Consider the following 24,490-nt stretch of genomic DNA (forward strand, 5'->3'; position numbering starts at 1 on the left):
CGGTCACCGTACGGGCACCAATCCGGGCGGGCGGGGTGCCGAACCGGTGCTGTCCGAGCCGAGCCGACGTGCCCGACGTCGTCCGGCCCGCATCTCGCGTCGCAACGTCTTGAGGTAGTGGTTGTGATCCACCTGAACCGTATGGCGGGTGGAAGCGACGAAGCGCTTAGCGAGCCAACGTTGATCGGCGTCGATCGCCCGGTTCATCTCATCACGGTCTGGCAGCGCGCAGCGCCCAGCCAGTAGTTCGCCGATCCACTTGCCCTGCAGTTCAGCCAAGGGCTGAATGGCTCCGAGCGGTTGGCAGAGGCCGACGAAGAAGATGCCGGGCCGGTCCGGATGCACCACGCGTTGATACAACGCGATCTGGTTGTCGGGGGCGCAAATGTAGGACTCGTCGAAGAACGGGAACGTGATCTTGTACCCGGTGGCGCACACGATCACGTCGGCTTCCACCAGCGAGCCGTCGACGAACCGGACACGGTCGCCGAGTAGTTCGGCGATCTGCGGTTTGGGCGTTATCCGGCCCAGCCGTAACTCGTCCATGACGGATGCCGACATGGTGGGGTGAGCGTCGCCGAAGGCGTGATCGGGCACCGGCAGCCCGCAGTCTTGGCTGCGGCCATGAGCCAGTCGCATCAACGCTCCCAGCATCATCCGACCGGGTTTGTGCGAGGCCGAGTTCAGCAGCCAGTTCGGCGGCGCCATCCCGAAGACGTACTTCGGCATGATGTGGGCGCCGCGTCGAACCGAAAGGTACGTTTCGTCGGCCATATGGGCAGCTTCGGTCGCGATATCGACTGCGCTGTTGCCGATTCCGACCACTACCACGCGCTTACCGGCGAGAAACGCCGCATCACGGTAGTCCCGTGAGTGCATCAGGATGCCGTCGAATGTTCCCGGGAACATCGGCTCCGGCATGCGCCTGTCCCAGTGATGACCGTTTGCCACCAGCACGGCGTCGTAGTTCTCGGTGCGGCCGTCGGCCAGTCGTACCGAGAAGCCACCTTCTGGCGCAGGTGACACGTTGCTCACCTCGGTCTGGAACTGAATATGTCGGTGGATCCCGAAGTGTCGCGCATAGTCGTCGAAGTACAGGGCGAAGTCCCAGTGGCTGGGGTAGGCAGGCAGGTTGTCGGCCATTGGGAAATCGTGATAGCCCATATACGTTTTAGGAGCATTGGAGCTCAGCGTGCGGTACGCGGCCGCGGTACCGCTGGGATTGTCGAAGACCCACAGGCCGCCGACCCGGTCGCTCTTTTCATAACAATCGAAATCGATCCCGGCACCCTTCAGCCCGACGCACGCGGCCAGTCCGGCCGATCCGGCTCCGATCACGCAGGCGCGGGTGGGCGGCTTGGCAGCGGTCATGATGCGGTCCTTTCCACAAGCGATGACAGAAACGAGATCTGGTGGTCGACAACGGCTTCAAATGCCGGCCCACGGTCATAGACGTCGAAATGCCCGACAGATGGGTACTCGTGCACCACTGCGCGGGCGCGCTCGGCCGCGGCGCGGGCGAGATCGGCCGGGGCGTTGCGGTCGGCCGCAGCGATCTGCACCAGCATCGGGCAGCTGACGCGATCGGCGCGCCGGGCCGGCCGGTAACCGGGGACGGCCAGCAGCATTCGCGCAGCGAACTCGTTGCGCCACAGCGGCGCGTCTGCGGCAGCCGCCAGGTACCCCGGTAGCGCGTCGGAGGTGGTGAGCATCGCCGCGCTGCCCGGCGGTCCCACGGCGGGCAGCAGCACTGGCGAACGCCCAGTGCGGGCGCCGATCGCGTCGCGCACCGCGGCCGCGGTGAGCCGCACCGCCGCCCTCGGCGGGATCTCCCGGCGCATCCGCAGCAGGGTCGCGAGCCCGTCGACGATCGGAGTCAGCGCGACCGCTGCGACCAGGTCACGCCGTTCGGCCGCCACGGCGAACACGTGTCCACCCGACAGCGACGTGCCCCAGATCGCGACACCGTCCACGTGCGGCAGCCCGCGTGCCGCGGCGACGGCGGCGTGGTAGTCCCGACGTTGGCCGGCGAAGTCGATGACCTGGCGCGCGCGGCCGCCGGATGCGCCGAAGCCGCGGTAGTCGAAGCACAGGGCATCGATGCCGGCACCCGCGAAGCGTTCGCCGAAACCCACCAGACCCGCGTCCCTGGTTCCGCAGAACCCGTGCGCCATTACCACGCATGGGCGCCGATGGATGCCATCGGCGGCATAATGCCATGCCGCAACCGTAGTTCCGTCGACGGGCAGTTCGAGCTCGATCCGCTTCATCGCCGGGCCTGGGGAGTGTTGGAACCCGGTGCATCGAGGAACCGGCGATAGGCGGTGGCGAACTCGGGAGTATCGATGCACAGCAGCTGTGCTTCGAGTTCATCGTCGAGCGTATCGTCCCACGTCGGCCGGGCAGCCCGGTCGATGATGCGTTTGGCCAACCCGTTGGCGGTGGTGGAACACGCCAAGAGTTCGTCGGTCAATGCGGATGTGGCGGCCGTCAGCTTGGCAGCCGATGTCACGCGGGTGGCGATGCCGAGTCGCCCGGCCCGCGTTCCGTCGATCATCGCCGACGTGAGGATGAGTTCTTTGGCCCGGCCGGCGCCCAACAGCGACACCAGCCGGCCGGTGCCGCCGACATCCGGTACCACACCCATCCGGGTTTCCGGCAGACCCAACGTGGCGTCCGCGGTGACCACCCGCAGATCGCACGCCAAGGCCAACTCGAATCCCGCACCGATCGCCCAGCCGTGCACGCTCGCCACCGTCGGTAACGGCAGCCGTTCGAGCCGGTCGTAGGCGGCGACGAAAGCGCTGCGAATACGCCGGAGCCCTTCGGCTGTAGCGAGCTTCGCCAGCGTGGAGGCATCGATTCCGGAACTGAATCCGGGCCCCTCACCGCGAACCACCACGCAGCCGATACCTGAGGCGGATTCCAGTTCGGCCACGGCCGCATCGAGCCCGCCGACGAGTTCCTCATCGAGTGCGTTGCGGCGCTCCGGGCGGTCGAGCACCAGGTGCGCGACACGACCGTCGCGGTCAATTCGGACAGGGGCCATGAGTGCAGCTAAGCGCCGTCGGCGGGCATGGGCCATGTCGTCCTGCACAGAGATCCACAGCCGTGTTGTGCAGCCTGCGCGAACCTGGCTGTTGGTCTTCCATATGCGCCCCGCATCACCACAATGAGGCTGAGTCGGTGTCCGATCTCGTTTCGTGTCAACCGATCCCGTCGATGAAAGGCAGGCAGATGACAACCCGGTTTCAAGGCAAGGTGGCCTTTGTCACTGGGGCGGCAAGGGGGCAGGGGCGCGCGCACGCGGTGCGGTTCGCCGAGGAAGGCGCCGACATCATCGCTGTCGACCTGTGCGAACAGCTCGACAGCGTCGACTATCCGATGGCCACAGTCAACGACCTCGACGAGACGGTCAACCTGGTCGAAAAGACGGGACGTCGTATCGTCGCTGAACGTGCCGATGTCCGCGATGTTCAACGGCTGAGCGCGGTGCTGGATGGCGCAGTGGCGGAGTTGGGCCGGATCGACTACGTGCTGGCGAATGCGGGGATCGGGCCGGTCTTCGGAGACCGGTCGCGGCAGCTCAACGCATACCTGGATGCGATCGACGTGATGCTCAACGGCGTTTACTTCACGGTCGAGGCGGCGTTGCCGGCGCTCGTGCGACACGGTGACGGCGGTGCCATCGTGATCACCAGTTCGGCAGCGGGACTCAAATCGGTCGGCCCGGGGTACGCGACGAAAAGCCATGGCGGGGCGGGGTACACCGCTGCCAAACACGGCGTCGTGGGCCTGATGCGGTATTACGCAACCACGCTCGCCGAGCACAGTATCCGGGTCAACTCAGTCCACCCGACCGGTGTCGCCACGCCGATGATCATGAACCCTCAGGTCGAGCGGTATATGGTCGAACACCCAGAAATGGGTGCGGCACTGGAGAACCTGCTGCCCACACCGGTGGTCGAGTGCAGCGATATCACCGAGGCCATGGTGTACCTCTGCTCGGATTCGGGACGGTACATCACCGGTGTGACCCTGCCGGTCGACGCGGGCCTGACGGTCAGGTAGTCATGGTCGCTTCGGTCAACGTGGTCACCGTCCCGATCCGCGCGGCGGGCGGCTTCTTTGCGCTGGCGCTGGACACCCTCCTGCTGACTTTTCAGCGTCCGTTCGCGTGGCGGGAGTTCCTCACGCAGAGTTGGTTCGTCGCCCGAGTGTCCATGCTTCCGACACTGATGCTGTCGATTCCGTTCACGGTGCTGACCGTTTTCACCTTCAACATCCTGTTCGTCGAATTCGGCGCGGGCGACTTCTCCGGTACCGGGGCCGCGTTCGGCGCCGTCACCCAGATCGGACCGATGGTGACCGTGCTCGTCGTCGCGGGAGCCGGTGCCACCGCGATGTGCGCCGACCTTGGAGCGCGGACCATCCGCGAGGAACTCGACGCGCTGCGGGTGCTGGGGGTGAACACGACCCAGGCGTTGGTGGTGCCGCGAGTGTTGGCCGCGACACTCGTTGCGCTGTTGTTGTCGTCCCTGGTGGTGTTGGTCGGTATTGCCGGCGGTTTCGCCTTCTCGGTGTTCTTCCAGCACGTCACCCCCGGGGCGTTCGTCGCCGGACTGACCCTGGTGACCGGGCTGGGGGACGTCATCGTGTCGTTGATCAAAGCCGCGTTGTTCGGGCTCACCGCCGGTCTGATCGCCTGTTACAAAGGCACGTCGGTCGGCGGCGGTCCGGCGGGTGTCGGCAATGCCGTCAATGAGACCGTCGTGTTCTCATTTCTCGCGCTGTTCGTGATCAACGTGGTGGTCACCGCCGTCGGGGTCAAGGTGACGATGTGACCTCTTCGGTGGTGGCGGGCAAGCGATTTCCCCGCACCGGACATCGACTCCGGAAATGGTCAGCGTGGTGGAACCGGATCGGGGAGCAGGCCGAGTTCTACGGCCGGACTGTGCGCTCGATCATCGAAGCGTTCCGGCATTACAAATGGGAACTTGTCCGCCTGATCGCCCAGATGAGTTTGGGCACCGGTGCGTTGGTGGTCATCGGCGGGACGGTCGCGATCGTCGGGTTTCTGACACTGTCCACCGGCGCGCTGGTGGCAGTGCAGGGCTACAACCAGTTCGCGCAGGTCGGCGTGGAGGCTTTGACCGGGTTTGCGTCGGCTTTCTTCAACGTTCGACTCATCGCCCCATTGACGGCGGCCATCGCGATGGCGGCCACCATCGGCGCCGGCGCCACCGCGCAGCTAGGTGCGATGCGGATCAACGAAGAGATCGATGCCCTGGAGGTGATGGGTATCCGGTCGATCGCCTATCTGGCGTCCACGCGGGTAGTGGCGGGCGTTGTCGTGGTGATCCCGTTGTACTGCGTGGCGGTGTTGATGTCGTTCTTCGCGGCCAGGTTCGGTACGACCTACATCTACGGTCAATCCACCGGCGTCTACGACCACTACTTCCGGACCTTCCTGATCCCAACGGATCTGATCTGGTCGTTCGTTCAGGCGATCGCGACCGCGGTGGTGATCATGCTGGTGCACACCTATCACGGTTTCACCGCGTCCGGTGGTCCGGCCGGGGTAGGAGAAGCGGTCGGCAGAGCAACGCGAACGTCGTTGGTGAGCGCGGTGTTCGTGACACTTTTGGTGACTCTGGCCGTCTACGGCCAGACCGGCAACTTCAACCTGGCAGGTTGACGTGATCGGCAACGGACAACGTCGGCTTCACCGCGCTTGGTCGGCCGCGATCCTCGTGGGGACGATCATTGCGATGACCGTGCTGTCCGGTGCCTCGTTCACCCGGTCGTTCAGGTCTTATGTTCCGGTGACGCTCGTGTCAGACCGTGCCGGTCTGGTGATGGAATCGGGCGGCAAGGTGAAGTTGCGTGGCGTGCAGGTGGGTCGCGTGAAAGCGATCGACGCCGGACGCGATGCGGTGAGCCTGGAACTCGAAATCGACCCGAACCAGATCGGCCACATTCCCGCCAACGCCGAAGCGCGTATCGCGGCGACCACAACGTTCGGCGCAAAATTCGTCGACCTCGTCATCCCCGCGAATCCGAGTGCCGCTCGACTGTCCGCAGGTGACGTAGTGCGATCACACAACGTGACGACCGAAGTCAACACCGTCTTCGAGAACCTGGTGGGAGTGGTCCGAAGGGTCGACCCCGCAAAGCTGAACGCCGTGCTCTCGGCGATGGCCGACGGTGTGCGCGGGCGCGGTGAAGCGATGGGCCGGGCTGTCACCGACGCCGGGGAGGTGCTGGCTGCGCTCAACGCGCGCAGTGCCACGATGCAACGAAACTGGCAGGCGCTCAAAGGGTTCAGCGACACCTACGGTGCCGCGAGCCGCGATATTCTCGATATGCTGGCCGCGGTCAGCGTCACGAGCACAACCACAGTTAGCCACGCCGAGGCTTTGGACGCCTTGCTGCTCAACCTGATCGGCCTGTCTCACAGCGGCACCGCACTGCTCGAGCCGAACAAGGATACGTTGGTGCGGGCCGTAAACGGTTTGGAACCCACCACCGAACTGGTCGCCACCTACAACCCGTCGCTGACATGCCTTCTGGTCGGCGGGAAAACCCTTCTGGACAACGGGTACTACGACATCACCGGGGGTTACAACGGCAAGTCCATCATTGTCGACGCCGCGGTGCTGCTCGGCGACGATCCGTATCGCTATCCCGAAAACCTGCCAATCGTACGGGCCAAGGGTGGGCCGGGCGGTAAACCGGGCTGCGGTTCGCTGCCCGACGTCGCCGAGAACTTCCCGGTGCGAGCGCTGGTGACCAACACGGGGTTTGGAGCAGGTTTGGACCATCGACCCAACCCTGGCATCGGGTTCCCGGGTTGGGCGAACTACTTCCCGGTCACCCGAGGGGTACCGGAGCCGCCCAGCATCCGGCATCCCGGCGGACCGGCGCCCGGACCGATGCCAGCTCTCGGACCGCCGGTTGGTGAGCACCCATGAGAGAACACCTACCCGGCATCGTCTGGCGGCTGTCCGTTTTCGTCGTCGTTGCGTTACTCGGCATGTTCGCGTTGTTGACCATCTTCGCCCAGTTCCGGTTCGAGCGCGCGCAGACGTACCACGCCTTGTTCACCAACGTGACCGGGCTCAAGAGCGGGAACTTCGTCCGGATTGCCGGGGTCGAAGTCGGTAAGGTCACGGGTATTTCGTTGCGCGACGACGGCATCGTCGCGGTTTCTTTCACCGCCGAAGATTCGGTTGTGTTGACCGAGGGCAGCCGGGTCGTCATTCGCTTCGACGACCTCATCGGCGGCCGCTACGTCGCCCTGGAGGAGGGACCTGGCAACACCGCGAAACTACCGCCCGGTAGCACCATTCCGATCGCCCGAACCGCACCGGCACTCGATCTCGACGCCTTGATCGGTGGCTTTCGCCCGCTGTTCCGAGCGTTGGACCCTGATCAGGTGAACGCGCTGAGCGGTCAGCTCATCCGAGCGTTCCAGGGCGAGGGTGCCACGATCAGTTCGATACTCGGTCAAACCGCCACATTGACCCACACGTTGGCCGACCGCGACGAGCTCATCGGCGAGGTGATCGACAACCTCAACACGGTGCTGGGTTCATTTGCAGCCCAACGCAGTCAATTCGCCACTGCGGTCGGATCGTTGTCCGAGTTGGTAGAGGTGCTTGCCGACCGCAAAAAGGAGATCGGCGACTGGGTCACCTACGCAAACGCGTCCTCGGCGTCGATCGCCGACCTCCTGCACCATGCGCGTCCACCGCTCCGCAAGGCGCTGCACGAAACCGACCGCACCGCAGGCATCGTGGTCGCCGACCACGACTATGTCGACAATCTGCTGGCGACCCTGCCCGAGACCTACCGGGTGCTGGGACGTCAAGGCATGTACGGGGATTTCTTCAGCTTTTACCTGTGTGATCTGGTGCTCAAACTCAACGGTAAGGGTGGTCAGCCGGTGTACGTCAAACTCGCGGGTCAGTCCTCGGGAAGGTGCACACCCCGGTGAAATCGTTTCAGGAGCGCAACAGGACGCTGATCGGGATCATCGGGCTGATGTCGACGGCCGCCGTTGCAGCCGTCGCGCTCAACTATGACCGAATGCCGCTCATCTCGGGTGCACACCCCTACACCGCGTACTTCGCGGAGGCAGGCGGGCTCACCGAGGGGTCCGACGTTCAGGTCGCCGGCCTGGAAGTCGGTGAGGTGACCGGTGTTTCATTGGTTGACGCCCACGTGGTGGTCACTTTCACGGTAAACCGCGGGGTACGGTTGGGCGATCGCAGTGAAGCGGCGGTCAAGACCAAGGCGCTGCTGGGCAACAAGATTCTCGAGGTCACCCCGCGTGGGCAGGGCTGGCTGTCCGAACCCATACCGATCGCGCGCACCACACCGGCGTATGAACTGCCCGACGCACTGGGGGATTTGACCGCGACGATCAGCGGCCTGGACACCGATCAACTGTCGGAGTCGCTGGACACGCTCGCACACACCTTTTCCGATACCCCGCCACAGCTGAGGGTCGCCGTCCAGGGTGTGGCCCGGTTCTCCAAAACGCTGACCGAGCGCGATGCCCGGCTACGTGAGTTGCTGGTCCACGCCAACCGGGTGACAACTGTGTTGGCCGAACATCGCGATCAGATCGTGCGGTTGGTATCCGACACCAGCGCGTTACTGGCAGAACTGCAGGCACAGGGGTCGGCGTTGAACCGCCTGTCGGCGAACGTCTCTGCGGTGAGCCAACAGATCGGCGGTTTCATCGCAGACAACCGGGAAGCGCTCAAACCCACGCTGGACAAGTTGAACGGTGTCCTCGCCCTCGTGCAGAACCGCAAGGATGAGGTACAGCAATCGATCAAGGGCCTCAACGACTATCTGTTGGCGCTGGGGGAGACGCTGGCATCGGGCCCGTTCTTCAAGGCGTATCTGGCGAACCTGCTGCCCGGCCAGTTCCTTCAGCCCTTTGTCGAGGCGGCCTTCGCCGATCTGGGCTTGGATCCGAACGTTTTACTACCGTCGGAACGCACCGATCCGCAGACAGGTCAACCGGCGCTGCCGGCGCTGCCGGTGCCTTATCCGCGGACCGGCCAGGGTGGTGAACCGCATCTGACCCTGCCCGATGCGATTACCGGAATACCCGGTGACGAGCGTTATCCATACCGCGAACCGCTGCCCGCGCCGCCGCGGGGCGGTCCGCAGCCCGGGCCACCCGCTTCTGCTGGCGAGGCCGGCTCATGACCAGATTCCGGCTGTCATCGGTGCGGACCGGTCTCGCCGTTGCACTCATTGCGGTGCTGATCGGCGGAATAGCGCTGGTTTCCGCGGATCGCAGTACCAACCGAACGCATATCATCGGCTACTTCGACAACAGCAACGGGCTGTTCGTCGGTGATCAGGTGCGCATCCTGGGTATCGCGGTCGGCCGCATCGAGCGAATCGAGCCGCAACCCCACCGGGCAAAGATCCACTTCTGGGTTGACAGCCGCTACCCGGTGCCCGCCGATGTGAACGCCGTGATCCTTTCCCCATCGCTGGTGACTGCGCGCGCCATCCAGTTGACCCCGGCGTACACGCAAGGGCCGACGCTGCAGAATCATTCGGTGGTGCCGCAAGAACGAACCGCGGTGCCGATCGAATGGGACGATTTCCGCGACCAGCTGGAACGGATCACCCATATGCTGCGCCCGACCGAGCAGGGCGGGACCAGCACGCTGGGTTCGTTCATCAACACCGCCGCAGAGAACCTGCGGGGCCAGGGTTCGGACATCCGGCAGGCCGTCATCCAGATGTCGCAGGCGATCGCCGCGCTGGGCGATCACAGCGGCGACATCTTCAGCGCGGTGCGAAATTTGGCGCTGCTGGTATCGGCTCTGCAGGGCAGCACCGAAGTGATGCAGGCGCTCAACCAGAACCTGGCCGACGTCACCGGACGGTTGACCAGCAGTCCCGGTTCGGTGGGCACCGCGATCAAGGATCTCAGCGAGGTGGTGGGCGAGGTGCAGACCTTCGTTGCCGACAACAAGGAGACGGTGGGCGTCACCTCCGAAAAGCTGACCGCCGTATCGCAGACCCTCACAGAAAGTCTCGACGACGTCGAACAGGCGCTACACCTCGCGCCGACGGCTGCGCAGAACTTCATCAACATCTACCAGCCCGCACAGGGAACGTTGACCGGCGCATTGGCGGTGGGCAACTTCGCCGATCCGATCACGTTCATCTGCGGTGCCGTGCAGGCCGCGTCGAGGCTCGGCGGTGAGCACGCCGCCAAGCTGTGCGTGCAGTATCTGGCGCCGATCATCAAGAACCGGCAGTACAACTTTCCGCCGATCGGCCTGAACCCGTTCGTCGGAACCGCCGCACGGCCCAACGAGGTCACTTACAGCGAGGACTGGCTGCGCCCCGATGCGCCTGAGGCGCGCACTACAGACCCGGACGCCGGCTTGACTGGCTTGATGGTGCCGGGGGCAGCACCGTGAGGGCGAACCACCGGTGGCGGCTTACCGCGGCGGCACTGGCGGTCACGTTGACCGCGTCGTTGTCTGGCTGTGGTTGGCGCGGACTGAACACGCTGCCGATGCCGGGCACCGAAGGGCACGGGCCGGGTGCGTACACGATTCAGGCCCAGCTTCCAGACGTCAACAACATTCAACAGAACTCCCGGGTTCGGGTGGGCGATGTGACGGTCGGCAATGTCACCAAGATCGAGCGGCAGGGTTGGCACGCGTTGTTGACCATCAAACTCAACGGCGACGTCGACATGCCGGCCAATTCGACGGTGAAGGTTGGACAGACCAGCCTGCTCGGATCCCTTCACATCGAACTGGACGCGCCGACCAGCGAGCCACCACAGGGCCGGCTGCGCGAGGGTTCGCTGATTCCGCTGGCAGCGGGCGGCGCCTACCCGTCCACCGAGCAGACCCTGGCGGCGGTGTCACTCTTGCTCAACGGTGGTGGTATCGGCCAGATACAGGACATCACAACGGCATTCAGGACTGCGCTGGCCGGTCGTGAAGACGACCTACGCGACCTGCTGAGCGAGCTGGACACGTTCATCGCCGTCGCCAACGATCAGACCGGCGACATCATCGATGCCACGGAGAGTCTCAACCGGCTCGTCGGACAGTTCGCTGACGAGAAACCGATCGTGGACGCGGCGTTAACCACGGTCCCGGACGCCCTGTCCGAGCTGAAGAGCATGAGACATCACCTTGCCGATGCGCTGGACCGTTTGGGCCGGCTGGGCGCCCTGGCCAGCGACTCGGTCGACCAGACCAAGGAGGTTCTGGTCGCGGAGCTGAAACACATTGGGCTGCTGGCAGAGTCGTTGGCCAACGCCGGGCCGGCGTTGACCCGGTCGTTGAGCTTCTTCACGACCTACCCGTTCGCCAAGGAAACGCTCACCAACTGGTTCCGCGGGGATTACGCCAACCTGACCGCCGTGATTGACTTGACGCTGAGCCGTATTGACTCGGCGTTGTTCACCGGCACCCGGTTCGAGGGTGATCTCACCGAACTCGAGATCCAGTGGGGGCGCACCATCGGTCAACTGCCCAGCCCGTACACCGCCGCCAATCCGCTGGTGGCGCCATACCGGTTCGACCAGGGACGGTGACATGCGGCCCAACCGTCGAATATTGACCCAGCTGGCACTTTTCGTGGTGATCACCGTAACCGGCGGTGCCATCATGACGCTGAACTACATGCGCCTGCCCGAACTGCTGTTCGGTGCCGGGCACTACCGGGTGACCGTCGAACTCCCCGCCGCGGCGGGGTTGTACAAGAACGGCAACGTCACCTACCGAGGCACCGAGGTGGGCCGTGTGCACGACATCCGGTTGAGCGGTGACGTAGTGGTGGCCGAGTTGTCGTTGACATCGGCAATCCCCATCCCAGCTGACCTTGACGCCAGCGTGCACAGCCAGTCCGCCATCGGCGAGCAGTACGTGGCGCTTTCACCGCGCGTCGACCACGGCCCGATGTTGCAGGACGGCGACGTGATCCCGCTCGATCGAACTTCGGTGCCCCCCGACATCAACGCGCTTTTGAATGCGACCGACACAGGGCTGGAAGCGATTCCGCGCGATAACTTGCGAACCGTCGTCGACGAGGCGTACCTGGCGTTCGGTGGGATGGGACCCGAGCTGTCTCGGCTGGTCCGCGGATCCATCACGCTGGCCACCGATGCGCGCGCCGACCTGGCCGCACTCACCGGCTTGATCGAGGATGCACCGCCGGTGCTCGAAACTCAAACCCGCACCGCCGGATCGGTTCGTGCATGGTCGGCCCATCTCGCCGACGTCACCGACCAAGTCCGGGCCCATGACGCCGAGCTGACCCGGTTACTCGAACGCGGCCCGGGCGCGGCCGACGAGTTGCGCCAAGCAGTGGACCTTGTTCAGCCCACGCTTCCCGTCTTGCTGGCGAACCTGGTCAGCGTCGGAGAAGTCGCACTGATCTACCAGGACAGCATCGAGCAGTTGCTGGTGCTGTTACCGCAGAACACCGCTGTGGTGCAGGGGGCGGGTTTGGCCAACCGGAATGTCAAGGGGCCGTACAAGGGCGGTTACCTGAGTTTCAATCTGAATGTCAACCTGCCGCCGGTTTGCGCCACCGGATATCTGCCGGCGCAACAGCGAAGATCACCCAGCGAGACCGACTATCCGGCCCGCCCCGCCGGCGACATCTACTGCCGGATCCCTCAGGATGCTCCGTTCAACGTCCGTGGTGCACGCAACCTTCCGTGTCAAACCCGCCCCGGTAAGCGGGCGCCCACGGTGCGGATGTGTGAAAGTGAGGAGAACTACGTCGCGCTCAACGACGGCTTCAACTGGAAAGGTGATCCCAACGCCACGTTGTCCGGACAGCCGATTCCGCAGCTGGCACCGCCGGTGCCTCCGATTGCGTCCGCGGACTACGACCCCGCAACCGGGGCGTACCGAGGTCCCGACGGGCAACAGTTCACGCAGTCCGACCTCGGGCGAAGTGCGCAGGGGCAAACGTGGCAATCAATGCTCGTTCCGCCACAACCGAATTGACCCCGGACGTGCTGAAACCGTCGCGGACGGATCATCTACGCTGGGGCCGATGATCTCATTGTCCCGGCGGCACCTGCTGATCGGCGGGCTCACGCTCGCAGCGGCCGCAAGCACCCAGAGAGTCGCCCTCGCCGACCCGGCCCCCACCATCGAGGCCCAGATCGCAGACTTGGAGCGCCGGCACGCCGCGTTGATTGGGGTCTTCGCCGCGAACCTGGATTCCGGGACCACGGTGGCACACCGGGCACAGGAGCGGTTCGCGATGTGCTCGACGTTCAAGACCTACGCGGCCGCGCGGGTGCTGCAGTTGGCGGAACGCGGCGAATTGTCGCTGGACCAACGGATGTTCGTCGACCCCGCCGACATCGTGAGCAACTCGCCGGTCACCGAATCGCACGCCGGGGGCGAGATGACACTGGCCGAACTGTGTGCGGCGGCGTTGCAGCGCAGCGACAACACTGCAGCCAACCTGCTGCTGGCCAGGCTCGGCGGACCGCAGGCCATCACGGAGTTCGCGCGCAGCATCGGCGATCAGGAGTCGCGTTTGGACCGTTGGGAACCGGCGTTGAACTCGGCGATCCCCGGCGACCCGCGCGATACCAGCACCCCGGAGGCGCTCGGCGGCGGGTACCGCAACCTACTGGCCGGCGACGTTCTCGCCCCGCCGCAGCGCAGCCGGCTCGAGGAGTGGATGCGCGCGAACCAGACGTCGAGCATGCGGGCCGGGCTACCGGCGGGGTGGACCAGCGCGGACAAGACCGGCAGCGGCGACTACGCCAGCACGAACGACGTCGGCATCGCGTACGGCCCCGACGGCCAGCAGGTTCTTCTCGCGCTGATGATCCGCACGCAGACAAGCGATCCGAACGCCTCGGGCTTACGCCCGCTGATCGGTGAGGTCACGGGTCTGGTCCTGCCAGCACTGTTGGCATAACCAGAACCAGCGCCGCCCGACCTCCCCTCATGGCCGGGGGCGATCTGGTTTGAGCGGCTGTCCCCCCGCGCGTGTGATGCGCCAGCCGCTGAAGACAACGCTATGACATACCGCCCGGGGAGGAATCGGGCAAAACCCTATACTTCCCACCTACCCACCCCCTATGTCAACGGGCGCCAGCCCAGGTCGGCAAGCCCCAGCACATCCGGCACGGCGGCGCTGGTCAGCGCGAACGTCGACGTGTGCGGCAGAGCCCGGAACGCGTCCACTTATGAAAAGGCTACGGAATTCCAGCAATAAACCAGCTGAATATTCGGTAAATTACCGGCATGACTGTTGAGAATTCGACCGCCACCGCGATGATGCGACGTCGGCCGAAGGATCTTCAGCCGCCGGCCGTCGACGACGTCGACCGCCGAATCCTCACCGCACTGCACGCCGATGCGCGGATGTCGAACAACGCGCTGGCCGAGCAGGTCGGCATCGCACCGTCGACATGTCACGGCCGGGTGCGGCGCCTGCAGGAGCTGGGGGTGATCCGCGGCTTTTACACCGATATCGATCCGGCGTCGATCGGGCTTTTCCTGCAGGCGATGATCTCGGTGAGCCTGCAGTCCAGCGCCCGCGGCAAGATTCACACTTTCATCGATCAGATCCGGCGCATGCCGCAGGTGATGGACGTCTACTTCCTGGCGGGTGCCGACGATTTCCTCCTGCACGTCGCCGCACGCGACGTCGACGACCTTCGCTCCTTCGTGGTGGAGAACCTCAACGCCGACGCCGACGTGGCGGGCACCCAGACATCGTTGATCTTCGAGCACCTACGCGGCGCGTCGCCGCTGTAGTCAGCGAAAAAGGCTAGGGGGCAACGAGTTCCGGGTGAAACGACGTCACCATGCGGCGCATGCCGTCACGCCAGTCGACCGTGGTGCCAGCCCCGACGAGCTCGCGTAACTGCGTGATGTCGACCGGGTTGCCGCGCAGCGCCTGCTCGCTCACCTCGAAGACCGGCGCGCGGTCGAGCAGCGAGCCGAGGTAGGTGCACCACTGCTGGAGGCTGACGATCTGCTCGCCGGCCCAGTTCACCGTGGTGGCCGGGACCGACGCCGCCTCCAGCAGTTTCGGGAGGGTGGCGATGATGTCGTCCTCGTGGATCGGGTTGTACTGCGCCTCGTCACCGGGTGAAACCGGGATCGGCATACCCGCCAACATCATCTCCATATGGAAGTACGGCCAGCCGCCGTTGTCGCCGTAGGGGACGTTGAGGCGGGCGACGGTGGTTGGCACGCCCAGCGCGCGGGCCATCGAGCGGGCGACGACTTCGCCTGCGATCTTGGAGATGGAATACGTTGGGAACAGCCACTTGTGGTTGTCCCCGAGCGCGGCCTGCTCGGTGCGGGGCTGATCGTCGGGTGGGTCGTAGACCGCCGCCGACGAGCAGTGCAGGAACGCCTCGGCGTCGGCGCAGTGCGCCATGAGCAGCCCCACCGACTCCGCGTTGGCGGCCAGGTCCTTATCCCATCTACCGCTCTTGGCGACGGCGAAGTTGAGGACGTAGTCGAAGTCCGACGGCACCGAGGTGAAATCGCCGGCAGCCAGGTTGACCGTTACGCAGCGCACGCCGGCCAACTCGAGGCGCTCGCGCGCGGCCGGGTCGGTGAAGCGGGCGATGCCCCACACCTCGTTGTCGGCCGAAAGCGCTTGGGCCACGGGCGACGCCACCTGACCGGTCACACCCGAGATCAAGATCTTGGCGTCACGCATGCGGTGATGGTAAGCCCCCGCCGGGGCTTACCGTCGCCACTTTGCCGTCGTCGGCTCGTTAGCCGTCGGAGCCGCTGCCGCCGTCGGAGCTACCGCCGCCACCGGAGCCGTCGCCGCCATCGCCACCGGTGCCGCCGCCACCGCCGAGGCCGCCGGAACCACCGTCGCCGCCGGCGCCGCCGGTACCGGGTCCGGTGCCTGTGCTGCCGCTGCCGCCCGTCGCGCCGTCACCGCCGTTGCTCAGCAGTCCGCCGCCGTCACCGCCGCTGCCCCCATCGCCGCCGGCACTGTCGCCCGCGTTGCCCGAGGACGCGTCGCCACCGATGCCGCCGCTACCGCCACCGCCGAGCACGCTGCCGCCTGAGCCGCCGTCGCCGCCGTCACCAGCGGTGGAGTCGCTGGCAGCGCCAGTGCCGGAGCTGGTCGCGTCGCCGCCCTCACCGCCGTCGCCGCCGGTGCCGAGCAGCCCGGTGTGCCCGGCGTCGCCGCCGTCACCCCCGTTGGTGGCGCCGATCGACGTCGCGTCACCGCCGTCGCCACCGTCCCCGCCGCTGCCCAACACCCCGGTGTCCGCGCCGTCTCCGCCGTCGCCACCGGTGGCCGTGCCGGTGGTGCTGGTCGCGTCGCCGCCACCGCCGCCGTTGCCCGCTGGGCCGAGCACGATCGAGCCGTCGCCCGCGTTGCCGCCGTCGCCGCCGGTGGCGTTGTTGAAGTTGGTGGCCGCATCGCCGCCGTCCCCGCCGTCACCACCGGTGCCGAGCAGTACGGTGTGCCCACCGTCGCCACCGGTGCCGCCGGTCGCGGGGCCCACGATCACGCCGTTGCTGTCGCCGCCGTCGCCGCCGTCGCCGGCGTTGCCGAAGACGATGCCGGAGGCACCACCGTCGCCCCCGTCGCCACCCGGCCCCAACAGCCCGGTGCTGCCTGCCCCGCCGTCGCCGCCGCTGCCGAGCAGGATGCCACCGTTGCCACCGTCACCGCCGTCGGAGCCCGAGGCAAGCGGGTTACCGGTTCCGCCGTCGCCACCGTTGCCGATCAGGCCCGCGTTACCGCCGTCGCCGTCGAACAGCGAGGTGCCGCCGCTGCCGAGGACCAGGCCGCCGTTGCCGCCGTCGCCGGTGAGCGAGATGCCGCCGTTGCCGATCAGCACGGCGCCGTTGCCGCCGGTTCCGGTGCCCGATGCGCCGCCCTGTCCGAGCACCAGGCCGCCGTTGCCGCCGTCGCCGTTGACCGAGGAACCGCCGCTGCCGAACAGCAGGCCGCCGTTGCCACCGTCGCCGTTGACCGAGGATCCCCCGCTGCCGATCAGCAGGCCCGCGTTGCCGCCGTCGCCGTCGACCGACGAGGCGCCGTTACCGATCAACGGCTTGAGCAGGTTCTTGAGCAGGCTGCCCAGGAAGACCAGTTGGACGTCACCTTGTGAGGTCGCGATCGTGGCGGGCGCTGCCACCGACGTCACCGCGGGCGCGCTCAGCGCGACGGTCAAACCCGCGGCGCCACCACCGGCGAGCACACCGGCGGCGAGCGTCGCCGTCAGCATCGTCTTCTTGGAGCTTGTTGTGCTGGCCATCGCACGGTCCCTTCACTGTCGCGGTCAATCAGCTAACTAGGTACGGAAGAACAGCAATATATTGGCACGTTTGCAGCCAAGGCAGTAGCAAAACTTTCCACAATGGTGAATGTCGATCCACACATCTACATCGACAGCGCTTGAATAGAGTGTGTACTGCGGAAATACATTTGCGATTCACGATTTGCGTCAATTTTCAGCCCGACAGTTGTTTCGTTATCCGTCCACATAGAGACATCGTTATGTCGATTCAACACCAACGTCAGTTAACTAGCGGTAGGACAATAGCAACATTGATCGCGGCCGGCGTGCGGGTCAATGGACTTGCCGTCCCTGTCGTCGTTCGGTCCGTCGATAAAGTGTCGGCATGCGTGTCGGAGTGCTGGGAGCCAAGGGCAAGGTCGGTGCCACCATGGTGCAGGCGGTGCAGGCCGCCGAGAACCTGACCTTCACCGCCGGCGTCGACGCCGGTGACCCGCTGGGTCAATTGGTGGACACCGACACTGACGTGGTGATCGACTTCACCCACCCCGACGTGGTGATGGACAACCTGAAGTTTCTGATAGACAACGGTATTCACGCCGTCGTCGGCACCACCGGCTTCACCGACGAACGGTTTGGCCAGGTGCGGGCCTGGTTGGCCGACAAACCGGACGTCGCGGTGCTGATCGCGCCGAACTTCGCGATCGGCGCCGTGCTGTGCATGCACTTCGCCCGCCAGGCGGCCCGCCACTTCGAGTCCGTCGAGGTCATCGAGCTGCACCATCCGCACAAAGCCGACGCACCTTCGGGCACGGCGACACGGACTGCGCAATTGATCGCCGAGGCACGAAAAGATTTGCCGCCCAACCCCGATGCCACCAGCACCGCACTCGACGGGGCGCGCGGCGCCGACGTCGGCGGCGTCCCGGTGCACTCCGTGCGGCTGGCCGGGCTGGTCGCGCACCAGGAAGTGCTGTTCGGTACGCAGGGAGAGACGCTCACGATCCGACACGACAGCATCGACCGGACCTCCTTCGTACCCGGAGTGCTGCTGGCGGTGCGCCGGGTGTCCGAGCGACCCGGGCTCACGATAGGTATCGAGCCGCTACTCGAACTCGAATGACCGAGAGCGGCCGCGCACTGCGCATCCAACTGCTGATCGGCTTCATGTGCGTGGCGCTGGTGGTCTATTTCCTGCTGCTCGGCCGCATCGCGATGGCGTTCATCGGCACGGGGGAGGGCGCCGCTATCGGTCTCGGGCTCGCGCTGATGGTCTTTCCGATGATCGGGGCGTGGGCGATGGTCAGCACGCTGCGCAGCGGGCTCACCCATCAGCGGCTGGCGCGCATCGCCACCGAGGAAGGGATGGAACTCGACGTCAGCGCGCTGCCGCGGATGGCATCGGGCCGTATCCAACGCGAGGCGGCCGACGCGTTGTTCGTCACCGTGCGCCAGGAACTGGAGAACGACCCGGACAACTGGCGGCGCTGGTATCGGCTCGCGCGCGCCTATGACTATGCCGGCGACCGCAGCCGCGCGCGGGAGGCTATGCGGAAGGCAGTCGAAATGGAGGCGCGCTCACCATGAGCAAGACGCTGCTCGTCGTGCACCACACCCCGTCCCCGGGGACCCGGGAACTCCTGGAGGCCGTCCTCGACGGTGCCAAGGATCCCGACATCACCGGCGTCGACGTCCAGGTGCGGCCGGCGTTGGCCGCGACCCTGCCCGACGTGCTCGACGCCGACGGCTACCTGTTCGGCACCACCGCCAACTTCGGCTACATGAGCGGCGCCCTCAAACACTTCTTCGACACCGTGTACTACCCCAGCCTCGATCACGTCGCCGGCCGGCCCTACGGGCTGTGGGTGCACGGCAACAACGACACCGCAGGCGCGGTCAACGCGGTAGAAAAGCTTGCGACCGGGCTGGCGCTGGCCAAGTCCGCCGATGCGCTCGAGATCGTCGGCGGTATCGACAGTGGCGTTCGCGAGCGCGCCTACGAACTCGGGGGCACCTTGGCTGCCATGCTGATGGAATGACGAAGGGGACGCAGTAATGCCGGGTATCGCTGAATTGGCTTTGGGCGCAGCACCTATCGCCGGCGGTGCCATGCTGGGCGTCATCGCGGGTAACCTCAAACCGCCCGACGTGCGCGGCCAGATCGTCAAGGACATCGATCTGCTGGAACGCATTCCGCCCGATCAGACGGAGCGCCGCGCGCGGCTACAGGCCAGCATCGACCAGCGCATCGACGACCTGATCGATGCCGGCGAGCGCAGCCGTGAACTGCGCGCGGCCGCGCTGTCCTACAAGGGCAACTGGCGCGACATCGTGGTGTTTTTGTGCGCGGTGCTGTTCACGATCGTGTGGTGGAACGTCAGCCACGACCGGTCCAACTGGCTGGTGATGTTCATCGCGATGATCGTGCTCTCGGTGGCCGCCGGAATCTACGCCGCCCGCGGTGCGCTGCGCGCGGTCAAGACGTTCCTGGGCAGGCAGGACGAGGACAAACCCTAGTAGTGGTAGGTGTCCGACGGTGCCGGGATGTGTGCGGGATCGTCGACGTCGTCGTACTCGGGCACCTCGATGCCGTACGCGCGGGCCAGGTCGAGGATCTTGTTCGCCCGCGCGATGCGCGGCAGGTCCGAACCGTTGCGGATCTCACCGCCGTCGCGGTCAAACTCGACGAAAAACTCTTTGGCCCAGGCGATTTCATCCGGCGACGGAGAAAGCCCCTCGTTCACCGTCGGGCACTGTTCCGGGGTGAGGCAGATCTTGCCGGTCATGCCGAACTCGGCTGACACCGCGGTCGCCTCGCTGAGCACCAGCGCGCTGTGCCCGACGGTCGGCCCGTCGATCGCGCTCGGCAGGCGGGCCGCCTTGGCCGCGATCGTGAACCGCGACCGCGCATAGGCCAGCGTCGTCGGGTTGTCGCCGAAACCGGTGTCGCGGCGGAAGTCGCCGATGCCGAAGGCGAGCCGGAACGTGCCCTTGGTGGCCGCGATCTGCGTGATGCGTTCCAACCCGCGCGCGGTTTCCACCAGCGCCACGATCGGAACGTTGGGTAGCCGGTTGGCGGTCTCGGTGACGTGGTCGACGGACTCGACCATCGCCAGCATCACCCCGCCGACCGACGTGTCGGCCAGCATCGCCAGGTCGTCTGCCCACCACGGGGTGCCGAAGCCGTTGACGCGTACCCAGTCGCTGTTGCCCTCGGCCAGCCACCGGATCACGTTGTCGCGGGCGTTGTCCTTGTCTTTCGGGGCGACGGCGTCTTCGATGTCGAGGACGACGATGTCGGCGCGGGACCGCGCCGCGGGTGCGAAACGCTCGTACTGCGCGCCGTTGACCAGTAGCCAGCTGCGGGCGAGCACGGGATCGATACGGAATCCGGCGTCGCTGGCGGCCGGTTGGTCAGCCTGCTGCTGGTCGTGCATCTGATAATCGTCGCGTATCGCTCGGTGGCGCTCGGTCGCAGGGTCAGTTCGGCAGCGCGGTCTCGAACAGATCCTGCAGCGCGACCCAGTGCCGTTCGGCGGCTTCCTCGTCGTACGGCGCGTTGTCGGGAACCGCGAAACCGTGTCCGGCGGGATAGAACTCGACGGTGTGGGTGACAGCCGCGGCGGTCAGCGCCTTCTCCAGCGTCTCGGCGTCCCGGCGGGTGAAGCCCTGGTCGTCTTTGGCGCCGGCGACGTACACGGTGGCCTGGATCTGATCGGCGAGCAGATGCGGGCTGGTGGACTCGTCGGTGACCAGGCCGCTGGCGTGAAAGGAGCCCGCCGCGGCGACCCGGTCGGGCACCCGCCCGGCCACGATCACCGAGGTGCGCCCGCCCATGCAGTACCCGCACACGCCGAACGTGTCGCCCTTGACCTCGGGGCGCGCGGCCAGGAAGTCGAAGAACGCCGTCGCGTCGCTGGCCATCATGTCCGGGGTGATGCTCTGGATCATCCGGAACAGCCGCGAGCGTTGTTTGCCGTCGGTGAAGACCGTCGCCATGTCGAACGGCGCCCAGTCGCCGTGGCGGTAGTACACGTCGGGCAGCAGCACCGCGTGGCCGAAGCCGGCGAGGCGGGCCGCCATGTCCTGGAAGAGGTCGCGCACACCGCCGGCGTCGACGTACATGACCACACCGGTCCACGGGCCGCTGCCGTTGGGGGTGTGCAGGGTGACGGGGCACGTGCCGTCGGGGGTGGTGATGGTGGTGGAGATACTCGGCATGGCTTCCGTTCTACCCGTCGGGTCTCGGACTAGGCTTAGCGGCGTGCCGATCGCCACACCGTATGAGGATCTTCTGCGCCTGGTGCTCGAGTCCGGCACGCCGAAATCCGACCGGACCGGCACCGGCACCCGCAGCGTGTTCGGCCATCAGATGCGCTACGACCTGACAGCCGGCTTCCCGTTGATCACCACCAAGAAGGTGCACACCAAGTCCATCGTCTACGAGCTGCTCTGGTTCTTGCGCGGCGACTCCAATGTCCGGTGGCTCCAGGAGCACGGCGTCACCATTTGGGACGAATGGGCAAGTGACACAGGTGAGCTCGGACCGGTCTACGGTGTGCAGTGGCGATCGTGGCCCACCCCGTCGGGGGAGCACATCGACCAGATCAGCGCCGCGCTCGAACTGCTCAAGACCGATCCGGATTCGCGGCGCATCATCGTCTCGGCGTGGAACGTCGGCGAGATCGCACAGATGGCGCTGCCGCCGTGTCACGCCTTCTTCCAGTTCTACGTCGCCGACGGACGGCTGAGCTGCCAGCTGTACCAGCGCAGCGCCGACCTGTTTCTCGGCGTGCCGTTCAACATCGCCAGCTATGCGCTGCTCACCCACATGATGGCCGCGCAAACCGGGCTCGACGTCGGCGAGTTCATCTGGACCGGCGGCGACTGCCACATCTACGACAACCACGTCGAACAGGTCACCGAGCAGCTCAGCCGCGACCCGCGGCCGTACCCGGAACTCGTTCTGGCGCAGAGGGATTCGATCTTCGACTACACCTACGAAGACATCGCGATCCTCAACTACGACCCGCATCCGGCGATCAAGGCCCCCGTGGCCGTATGAGGCCTGCGCGCAGGGCCGAATCATGACCAACAGGCTGGTCGGGCTGATCTGGGCTCAGTCGACCTCGGGGGTCATCGGCCGCGACGGCACCATCCCGTGGCGCCTGCCCGAGGACCAGGCCAGGTTCAAGGAGATCACCATGGGCCACACCGTGGTGATGGGGCGGCTGACCTGGGAGTCGCTGCCGGCCAAGGTGCGTCCGCTGCCGGGGCGGCGAAACGTCGTCCTCACCCGCCGCGCCGAGTATGCGGCCGACGGCGCCGAAGTGGTCGGCGGCCTCGACGATGCGCTCACCGGCGACACGACCTGGGTGATCGGCGGCGCGGAGGTGTACGTGGCCGCGCTGGCCGTCGCGACACACTGCGAGGTCACCGAGGTCGACATCGAGTTGCCGCGCCGCGACGGGGACGCGGTCGCACCGATGCTCGACGAATCCTGGGTCGGCGAAGCGGGGGAGTGGCAGACCAGCAGCTCGGGGCTGCGCTACCGGTTCTACAGCTACCAGCGCGCATAACCCGCCGCCGAGGGGCTGTCGGTGGCGTGCGGCAGGATGACTTCTCGTGGCGACCAGACTGTCGGCGGCCCAGGCGCGCCGTATCGCCGTCGCGGCCCAAGGCCTCGCCGAACCCCGGCCGGCGGGCCCGGTCACCCGCGCCCACCTGCGGCGGCTGATTTCACGGATCCAGGTGCTGCAGCTGGACTCGGTCTCGGTGGCGGTGCGGGCGCACTACGCGCCCGTATTCAGCCGGCTCGGCCCCTACGACCGCGACGTGCTCGACCGGGCGGCGTGGAGCCACACCGCGCGCTCACCACGGCTGCTGGTCGAGTATTGGGCGCACGAAGCCGCCTTGATGGCCGTGGACGACTGGCCGCTGCTGCGTTGGCGCATGCGCGAATACACCCACGGGCGGTGGGGCACCCACATCGTCAAGAAGAACCCGCGGTTGGCCGAGAAGATCCTCGCGGCGGTGCACGAACTCGGGCCCTCGACGGCCGGGCAGATCGAAGCGCACCTGGGTGCGGAACAACGTGGGCGCAAGGGCCCGTGGTGGGACCGCAGCGACACCAAATGGGTGACCGAGGCGCTGTTCGCGTCCGGGCAGTTGACGACGGCCACCCGCGTCGGCTTCGCGCGTCACTACGACCTCACCGAGCGGGTGCTGCCAGCCGAGGTCGTCGCGCGGGAGGTGGCCGACGACGACGCGGTCCGGCAGCTGACGTTGCGCGCCGCGGGTGCGCTGGGCGTGGCCACCGAGGCCGATATCCGCGACTATTTCCGGCTTTCGCCGCGCCAGTCCAAACCTGCCGTAGCCGAGTTGGTGGCCGACGGCGAGCTGGAAGCTGTCGAGGTGGACGGATGGCAGGCGCCCGCCTATCTGCGGGCTGGTCAGAAGGTGCCGCGCCGGGATCGGGGGACGGCGCTGTTGTGCCCATTCGACCCGCTGATCTTCTTCCGGCCGCGCGTCGAGCGGCTGTTCGAGGGGTTCCACTACCGCATCGAGATCTATACGCCCGCGGCCAAGCGGCGCTTCGGGTACTACGTATGGCCGTTTCTGCTCGACGGCATGCTGGTCGGGCGCGTCGACCTGAAAGCCGACCGGGCCAACGACGTGCTGCACGTCGTCGGCGCCTTCGCCGAGCCGGAGCAGACGCCGGCGCGGGTCGCCGCACCGCTGGCCCGAGAGCTGCGCACGATGGCGTCGTGGCTGAACCTGTCGCAGGTCACCGTCGGGACCAGGGGCGAGCTGGTGGCGCCGCTCGCCGCGGCCCTGCGGTGAGCCTCAGGCGCAGTCGGCGCAGATCGTCCGGTTGCCCGAGCGCAGCGCGAGCCGGCTCTCGTGCTGCACCAAAAAGCAGCTCGAGCAGGTGAACTCGTCGGCCTGCTTCGGCACCACCCGCACGGTCAGCTCTTCACCGGAGAGGTCGGCGCCGGGCAGGTCGATCGAATCGACGGCGTCACCGTCGTCGACATCCAGCACTGCGACATCGACCTGACGGCGCCGTGCGGCGATTTCCTGAACCGACTCATCGGCGATGTCGTCGGTGTCTTTGACGCGAGGTGCGTCGTAATCGGTGGACATTCGTCACACTCCCTATCGCTTGTGCGAACAGTGCTTGTTAACACCTCCCGGGATCCGCTTTGTTCCCCG

The 24,490-nt window shown here is 66.3% G+C and carries 26 protein-coding genes; 18 read left to right on the forward strand and 8 right to left on the reverse strand.

All coding sequences use genetic code 11. From position 1 onward, the window contains the following. Window positions 1–3 precede the first annotated feature (3 nt). The 3 genes from ABQE93_RS15125 to ABQE93_RS15135 are packed head-to-tail and all read right to left on the reverse strand — an operon-like array spanning window position 4 to window position 3,049. Window positions 4–1,371: a flavin-containing monooxygenase gene (locus ABQE93_RS15125; RefSeq protein ID WP_448408204.1), complete on the reverse strand. Its 1,368-nt coding sequence runs from the start codon at window positions 1,369–1,371 to the stop codon at window positions 4–6. Beyond that, complete coding sequence (locus ABQE93_RS15130) at window positions 1,368–2,270, reverse strand: alpha/beta hydrolase (protein WP_448408202.1); 903 nt, start codon at window positions 2,268–2,270, stop codon at window positions 1,368–1,370. The genes ABQE93_RS15125 and ABQE93_RS15130 overlap by 4 nt, the downstream gene beginning before the upstream one ends. Continuing rightward, window positions 2,267–3,049: an enoyl-CoA hydratase/isomerase family protein gene (locus ABQE93_RS15135; RefSeq protein ID WP_448408200.1), complete on the reverse strand. Its 783-nt coding sequence runs from the start codon at window positions 3,047–3,049 to the stop codon at window positions 2,267–2,269. Before ABQE93_RS15135 ends, ABQE93_RS15130 begins: the two co-directional genes overlap by 4 nt. A gap of 188 nt (window positions 3,050–3,237) precedes the next feature. Between ABQE93_RS15135 and ABQE93_RS15140 the strand changes: the two genes are divergently transcribed. The 11 genes from ABQE93_RS15140 (at window position 3,238) to ABQE93_RS15190 (ending at window position 14,804) form a co-directional block, all read left to right on the forward strand. Then, a complete protein-coding gene (locus ABQE93_RS15140; RefSeq protein ID WP_448408697.1) occupies window positions 3,238–4,071 on the forward strand; it encodes a mycofactocin-coupled SDR family oxidoreductase in 834 nt (277 codons plus the stop codon). 2 nt (window positions 4,072–4,073) lie between these two features. Then, window positions 4,074–4,844 (forward strand): MlaE family ABC transporter permease, encoded by a 771-nt coding sequence (locus ABQE93_RS15145; protein WP_448408198.1) that lies wholly within the window; start codon window positions 4,074–4,076, stop codon window positions 4,842–4,844. An 11-nt stretch (window positions 4,845–4,855) separates the two neighbouring features. Then, on the forward strand, window positions 4,856–5,698 hold the full coding sequence (locus ABQE93_RS15150; protein WP_448408695.1) for an ABC transporter permease: 843 nt from the start codon (window positions 4,856–4,858) through the stop codon (window positions 5,696–5,698). Window position 5,699: 1 nt separating this feature from the next. Then, window positions 5,700–6,974 carry an MCE family protein gene (locus tag ABQE93_RS15155; protein WP_448408196.1) on the forward strand — a complete coding sequence of 425 codons (1,275 nt, stop codon included), beginning with the start codon at window positions 5,700–5,702 and terminating at the stop codon, window positions 6,972–6,974. Beyond that, window positions 6,971–7,999 carry an MCE family protein gene (locus tag ABQE93_RS15160; protein WP_448408195.1) on the forward strand — a complete coding sequence of 343 codons (1,029 nt, stop codon included), beginning with the start codon at window positions 6,971–6,973 and terminating at the stop codon, window positions 7,997–7,999. The genes ABQE93_RS15155 and ABQE93_RS15160 overlap by 4 nt, the downstream gene beginning before the upstream one ends. Continuing rightward, on the forward strand, window positions 7,996–9,228 hold the full coding sequence (locus ABQE93_RS15165; protein WP_448408193.1) for an MCE family protein: 1,233 nt from the start codon (window positions 7,996–7,998) through the stop codon (window positions 9,226–9,228). Before ABQE93_RS15160 ends, ABQE93_RS15165 begins: the two co-directional genes overlap by 4 nt. Further along, complete coding sequence (locus tag ABQE93_RS15170) at window positions 9,225–10,466, forward strand: MCE family protein (protein ID WP_448408191.1); 1,242 nt, start codon at window positions 9,225–9,227, stop codon at window positions 10,464–10,466. Before ABQE93_RS15165 ends, ABQE93_RS15170 begins: the two co-directional genes overlap by 4 nt. Continuing rightward, window positions 10,463–11,602: an MCE family protein gene (locus tag ABQE93_RS15175; protein ID WP_448408189.1), complete on the forward strand. Its 1,140-nt coding sequence runs from the start codon at window positions 10,463–10,465 to the stop codon at window positions 11,600–11,602. Before ABQE93_RS15170 ends, ABQE93_RS15175 begins: the two co-directional genes overlap by 4 nt. A 1-nt stretch (window position 11,603) precedes the next feature. After that, the gene (locus tag ABQE93_RS15180) at window positions 11,604–13,025 is read left to right on the forward strand and encodes an MCE family protein (RefSeq protein WP_448408188.1); all 1,422 of its coding nucleotides are present in this window, start codon (window positions 11,604–11,606) and stop codon (window positions 13,023–13,025) included. 49 nt (window positions 13,026–13,074) lie between these two features. After that, a complete protein-coding gene (gene bla / locus ABQE93_RS15185; protein WP_448408186.1) occupies window positions 13,075–13,959 on the forward strand; it encodes a class A beta-lactamase in 885 nt (294 codons plus the stop codon). A 359-nt stretch (window positions 13,960–14,318) separates the two neighbouring features. Then, window positions 14,319–14,804, forward strand: coding sequence for an HTH-type transcriptional regulator AldR (locus ABQE93_RS15190; RefSeq protein ID WP_448408694.1), 486 nt, complete (start codon window positions 14,319–14,321; stop codon window positions 14,802–14,804). Between the two features lie 13 nt (window positions 14,805–14,817). Here ABQE93_RS15190 and ABQE93_RS15195 read toward each other — a convergent pair whose 3' ends face one another. Together ABQE93_RS15195 and ABQE93_RS15200 are read right to left on the reverse strand one after the other, a co-directional pair. After that, window positions 14,818–15,723 carry an NAD-dependent epimerase/dehydratase family protein gene (locus tag ABQE93_RS15195; RefSeq protein WP_448408185.1) on the reverse strand — a complete coding sequence of 302 codons (906 nt, stop codon included), beginning with the start codon at window positions 15,721–15,723 and terminating at the stop codon, window positions 14,818–14,820. Between the two features lie 58 nt (window positions 15,724–15,781). Beyond that, complete coding sequence (locus ABQE93_RS15200; RefSeq protein ID WP_448408183.1) at window positions 15,782–17,293, reverse strand: hypothetical protein; 1,512 nt, start codon at window positions 17,291–17,293, stop codon at window positions 15,782–15,784. A 367-nt stretch (window positions 17,294–17,660) separates the two neighbouring features. On the opposite strand from ABQE93_RS15200, the gene dapB reads away from it, so the two are divergent. The 4 genes from dapB to ABQE93_RS15220 are packed head-to-tail and all read left to right on the forward strand — an operon-like array spanning window position 17,661 to window position 19,792. Then, on the forward strand, window positions 17,661–18,398 hold the full coding sequence (gene dapB, locus ABQE93_RS15205; protein ID WP_448408182.1) for a 4-hydroxy-tetrahydrodipicolinate reductase: 738 nt from the start codon (window positions 17,661–17,663) through the stop codon (window positions 18,396–18,398). Further along, complete coding sequence (locus ABQE93_RS15210) at window positions 18,395–18,862, forward strand: tetratricopeptide repeat protein (protein ID WP_448408181.1); 468 nt, start codon at window positions 18,395–18,397, stop codon at window positions 18,860–18,862. Before dapB ends, ABQE93_RS15210 begins: the two co-directional genes overlap by 4 nt. Next, entirely contained in the window at window positions 18,859–19,314 is a 456-nt protein-coding gene (locus tag ABQE93_RS15215) for a flavodoxin family protein (RefSeq protein ID WP_448408179.1), read from the forward strand. Before ABQE93_RS15210 ends, ABQE93_RS15215 begins: the two co-directional genes overlap by 4 nt. 16 nt (window positions 19,315–19,330) lie before the next feature. Beyond that, window positions 19,331–19,792: a hypothetical protein gene (locus ABQE93_RS15220; RefSeq protein ID WP_448408177.1), complete on the forward strand. Its 462-nt coding sequence runs from the start codon at window positions 19,331–19,333 to the stop codon at window positions 19,790–19,792. Here ABQE93_RS15220 and ABQE93_RS15225 read toward each other — a convergent pair. Both ABQE93_RS15225 and ABQE93_RS15230 read right to left on the reverse strand, forming a co-directional pair. Then, entirely contained in the window at window positions 19,789–20,712 is a 924-nt protein-coding gene (locus ABQE93_RS15225) for an HpcH/HpaI aldolase/citrate lyase family protein (protein ID WP_448408176.1), read from the reverse strand. The genes ABQE93_RS15220 and ABQE93_RS15225 overlap by 4 nt on opposite strands. 43 nt (window positions 20,713–20,755) lie before the next feature. Continuing rightward, complete coding sequence (locus ABQE93_RS15230) at window positions 20,756–21,496, reverse strand: dienelactone hydrolase family protein (protein WP_448408175.1); 741 nt, start codon at window positions 21,494–21,496, stop codon at window positions 20,756–20,758. Between the two features lie 43 nt (window positions 21,497–21,539). Here ABQE93_RS15230 and ABQE93_RS15235 point away from each other — a divergent pair, with 43 nt between their 5' ends. The 3 genes from ABQE93_RS15235 to ABQE93_RS15245 are packed head-to-tail and all read left to right on the forward strand — an operon-like array spanning window position 21,540 to window position 24,118. After that, the gene (locus ABQE93_RS15235) at window positions 21,540–22,340 is read left to right on the forward strand and encodes a thymidylate synthase (RefSeq protein WP_448408174.1); all 801 of its coding nucleotides are present in this window, start codon (window positions 21,540–21,542) and stop codon (window positions 22,338–22,340) included. A 22-nt stretch (window positions 22,341–22,362) separates the two neighbouring features. Then, complete coding sequence (locus ABQE93_RS15240; RefSeq protein WP_448408172.1) at window positions 22,363–22,854, forward strand: dihydrofolate reductase; 492 nt, start codon at window positions 22,363–22,365, stop codon at window positions 22,852–22,854. A gap of 46 nt (window positions 22,855–22,900) precedes the next feature. Continuing rightward, window positions 22,901–24,118: a winged helix-turn-helix domain-containing protein gene (locus ABQE93_RS15245; protein ID WP_448408171.1), complete on the forward strand. Its 1,218-nt coding sequence runs from the start codon at window positions 22,901–22,903 to the stop codon at window positions 24,116–24,118. A gap of 3 nt (window positions 24,119–24,121) precedes the next feature. Here ABQE93_RS15245 and ABQE93_RS15250 read toward each other — a convergent pair whose 3' ends face one another. Continuing rightward, window positions 24,122–24,421 (reverse strand): DUF4193 domain-containing protein, encoded by a 300-nt coding sequence (locus tag ABQE93_RS15250; RefSeq protein ID WP_448408170.1) that lies wholly within the window; start codon window positions 24,419–24,421, stop codon window positions 24,122–24,124. Window positions 24,422–24,490 lie beyond the last annotated feature (69 nt).

The sequence above is a fragment of the Mycolicibacterium sp. XJ662 genome, assembly GCF_053484035.1.

Coding starts and splice junctions, on each gene's coding strand:
- ABQE93_RS15125 (WP_448408204.1), bottom strand. CDS start 1,371: ATGACCGCTGCCAAGCCGCCCACCCGCGCCTGCGTGATCGGAGCCGGA.
- ABQE93_RS15130 (WP_448408202.1), bottom strand. CDS start 2,270: ATGAAGCGGATCGAGCTCGAACTGCCCGTCGACGGAACTACGGTTGCG.
- ABQE93_RS15135 (WP_448408200.1), bottom strand. CDS start 3,049: ATGGCCCCTGTCCGAATTGACCGCGACGGTCGTGTCGCGCACCTGGTG.
- ABQE93_RS15140 (WP_448408697.1), top strand. CDS start 3,238: ATGACAACCCGGTTTCAAGGCAAGGTGGCCTTTGTCACTGGGGCGGCA.
- ABQE93_RS15145 (WP_448408198.1), top strand. CDS start 4,074: ATGGTCGCTTCGGTCAACGTGGTCACCGTCCCGATCCGCGCGGCGGGC.
- ABQE93_RS15160 (WP_448408195.1), top strand. CDS start 6,971: ATGAGAGAACACCTACCCGGCATCGTCTGGCGGCTGTCCGTTTTCGTC.
- ABQE93_RS15170 (WP_448408191.1), top strand. CDS start 9,225: ATGACCAGATTCCGGCTGTCATCGGTGCGGACCGGTCTCGCCGTTGCA.
- ABQE93_RS15180 (WP_448408188.1), top strand. CDS start 11,604: ATGCGGCCCAACCGTCGAATATTGACCCAGCTGGCACTTTTCGTGGTG.
- bla (WP_448408186.1), top strand. CDS start 13,075: ATGATCTCATTGTCCCGGCGGCACCTGCTGATCGGCGGGCTCACGCTC.
- ABQE93_RS15190 (WP_448408694.1), top strand. CDS start 14,319: ATGATGCGACGTCGGCCGAAGGATCTTCAGCCGCCGGCCGTCGACGAC.
- ABQE93_RS15195 (WP_448408185.1), bottom strand. CDS start 15,723: ATGCGTGACGCCAAGATCTTGATCTCGGGTGTGACCGGTCAGGTGGCG.
- ABQE93_RS15200 (WP_448408183.1), bottom strand. CDS start 17,293: ATGGCCAGCACAACAAGCTCCAAGAAGACGATGCTGACGGCGACGCTC.
- dapB (WP_448408182.1), top strand. CDS start 17,661: ATGCGTGTCGGAGTGCTGGGAGCCAAGGGCAAGGTCGGTGCCACCATG.
- ABQE93_RS15210 (WP_448408181.1), top strand. CDS start 18,395: ATGACCGAGAGCGGCCGCGCACTGCGCATCCAACTGCTGATCGGCTTC.
- ABQE93_RS15215 (WP_448408179.1), top strand. CDS start 18,859: ATGAGCAAGACGCTGCTCGTCGTGCACCACACCCCGTCCCCGGGGACC.
- ABQE93_RS15220 (WP_448408177.1), top strand. CDS start 19,331: ATGCCGGGTATCGCTGAATTGGCTTTGGGCGCAGCACCTATCGCCGGC.
- ABQE93_RS15225 (WP_448408176.1), bottom strand. CDS start 20,712: ATGCACGACCAGCAGCAGGCTGACCAACCGGCCGCCAGCGACGCCGGA.
- ABQE93_RS15230 (WP_448408175.1), bottom strand. CDS start 21,496: ATGCCGAGTATCTCCACCACCATCACCACCCCCGACGGCACGTGCCCC.
- ABQE93_RS15240 (WP_448408172.1), top strand. CDS start 22,363: ATGACCAACAGGCTGGTCGGGCTGATCTGGGCTCAGTCGACCTCGGGG.
- ABQE93_RS15250 (WP_448408170.1), bottom strand. CDS start 24,421: ATGTCCACCGATTACGACGCACCTCGCGTCAAAGACACCGACGACATC.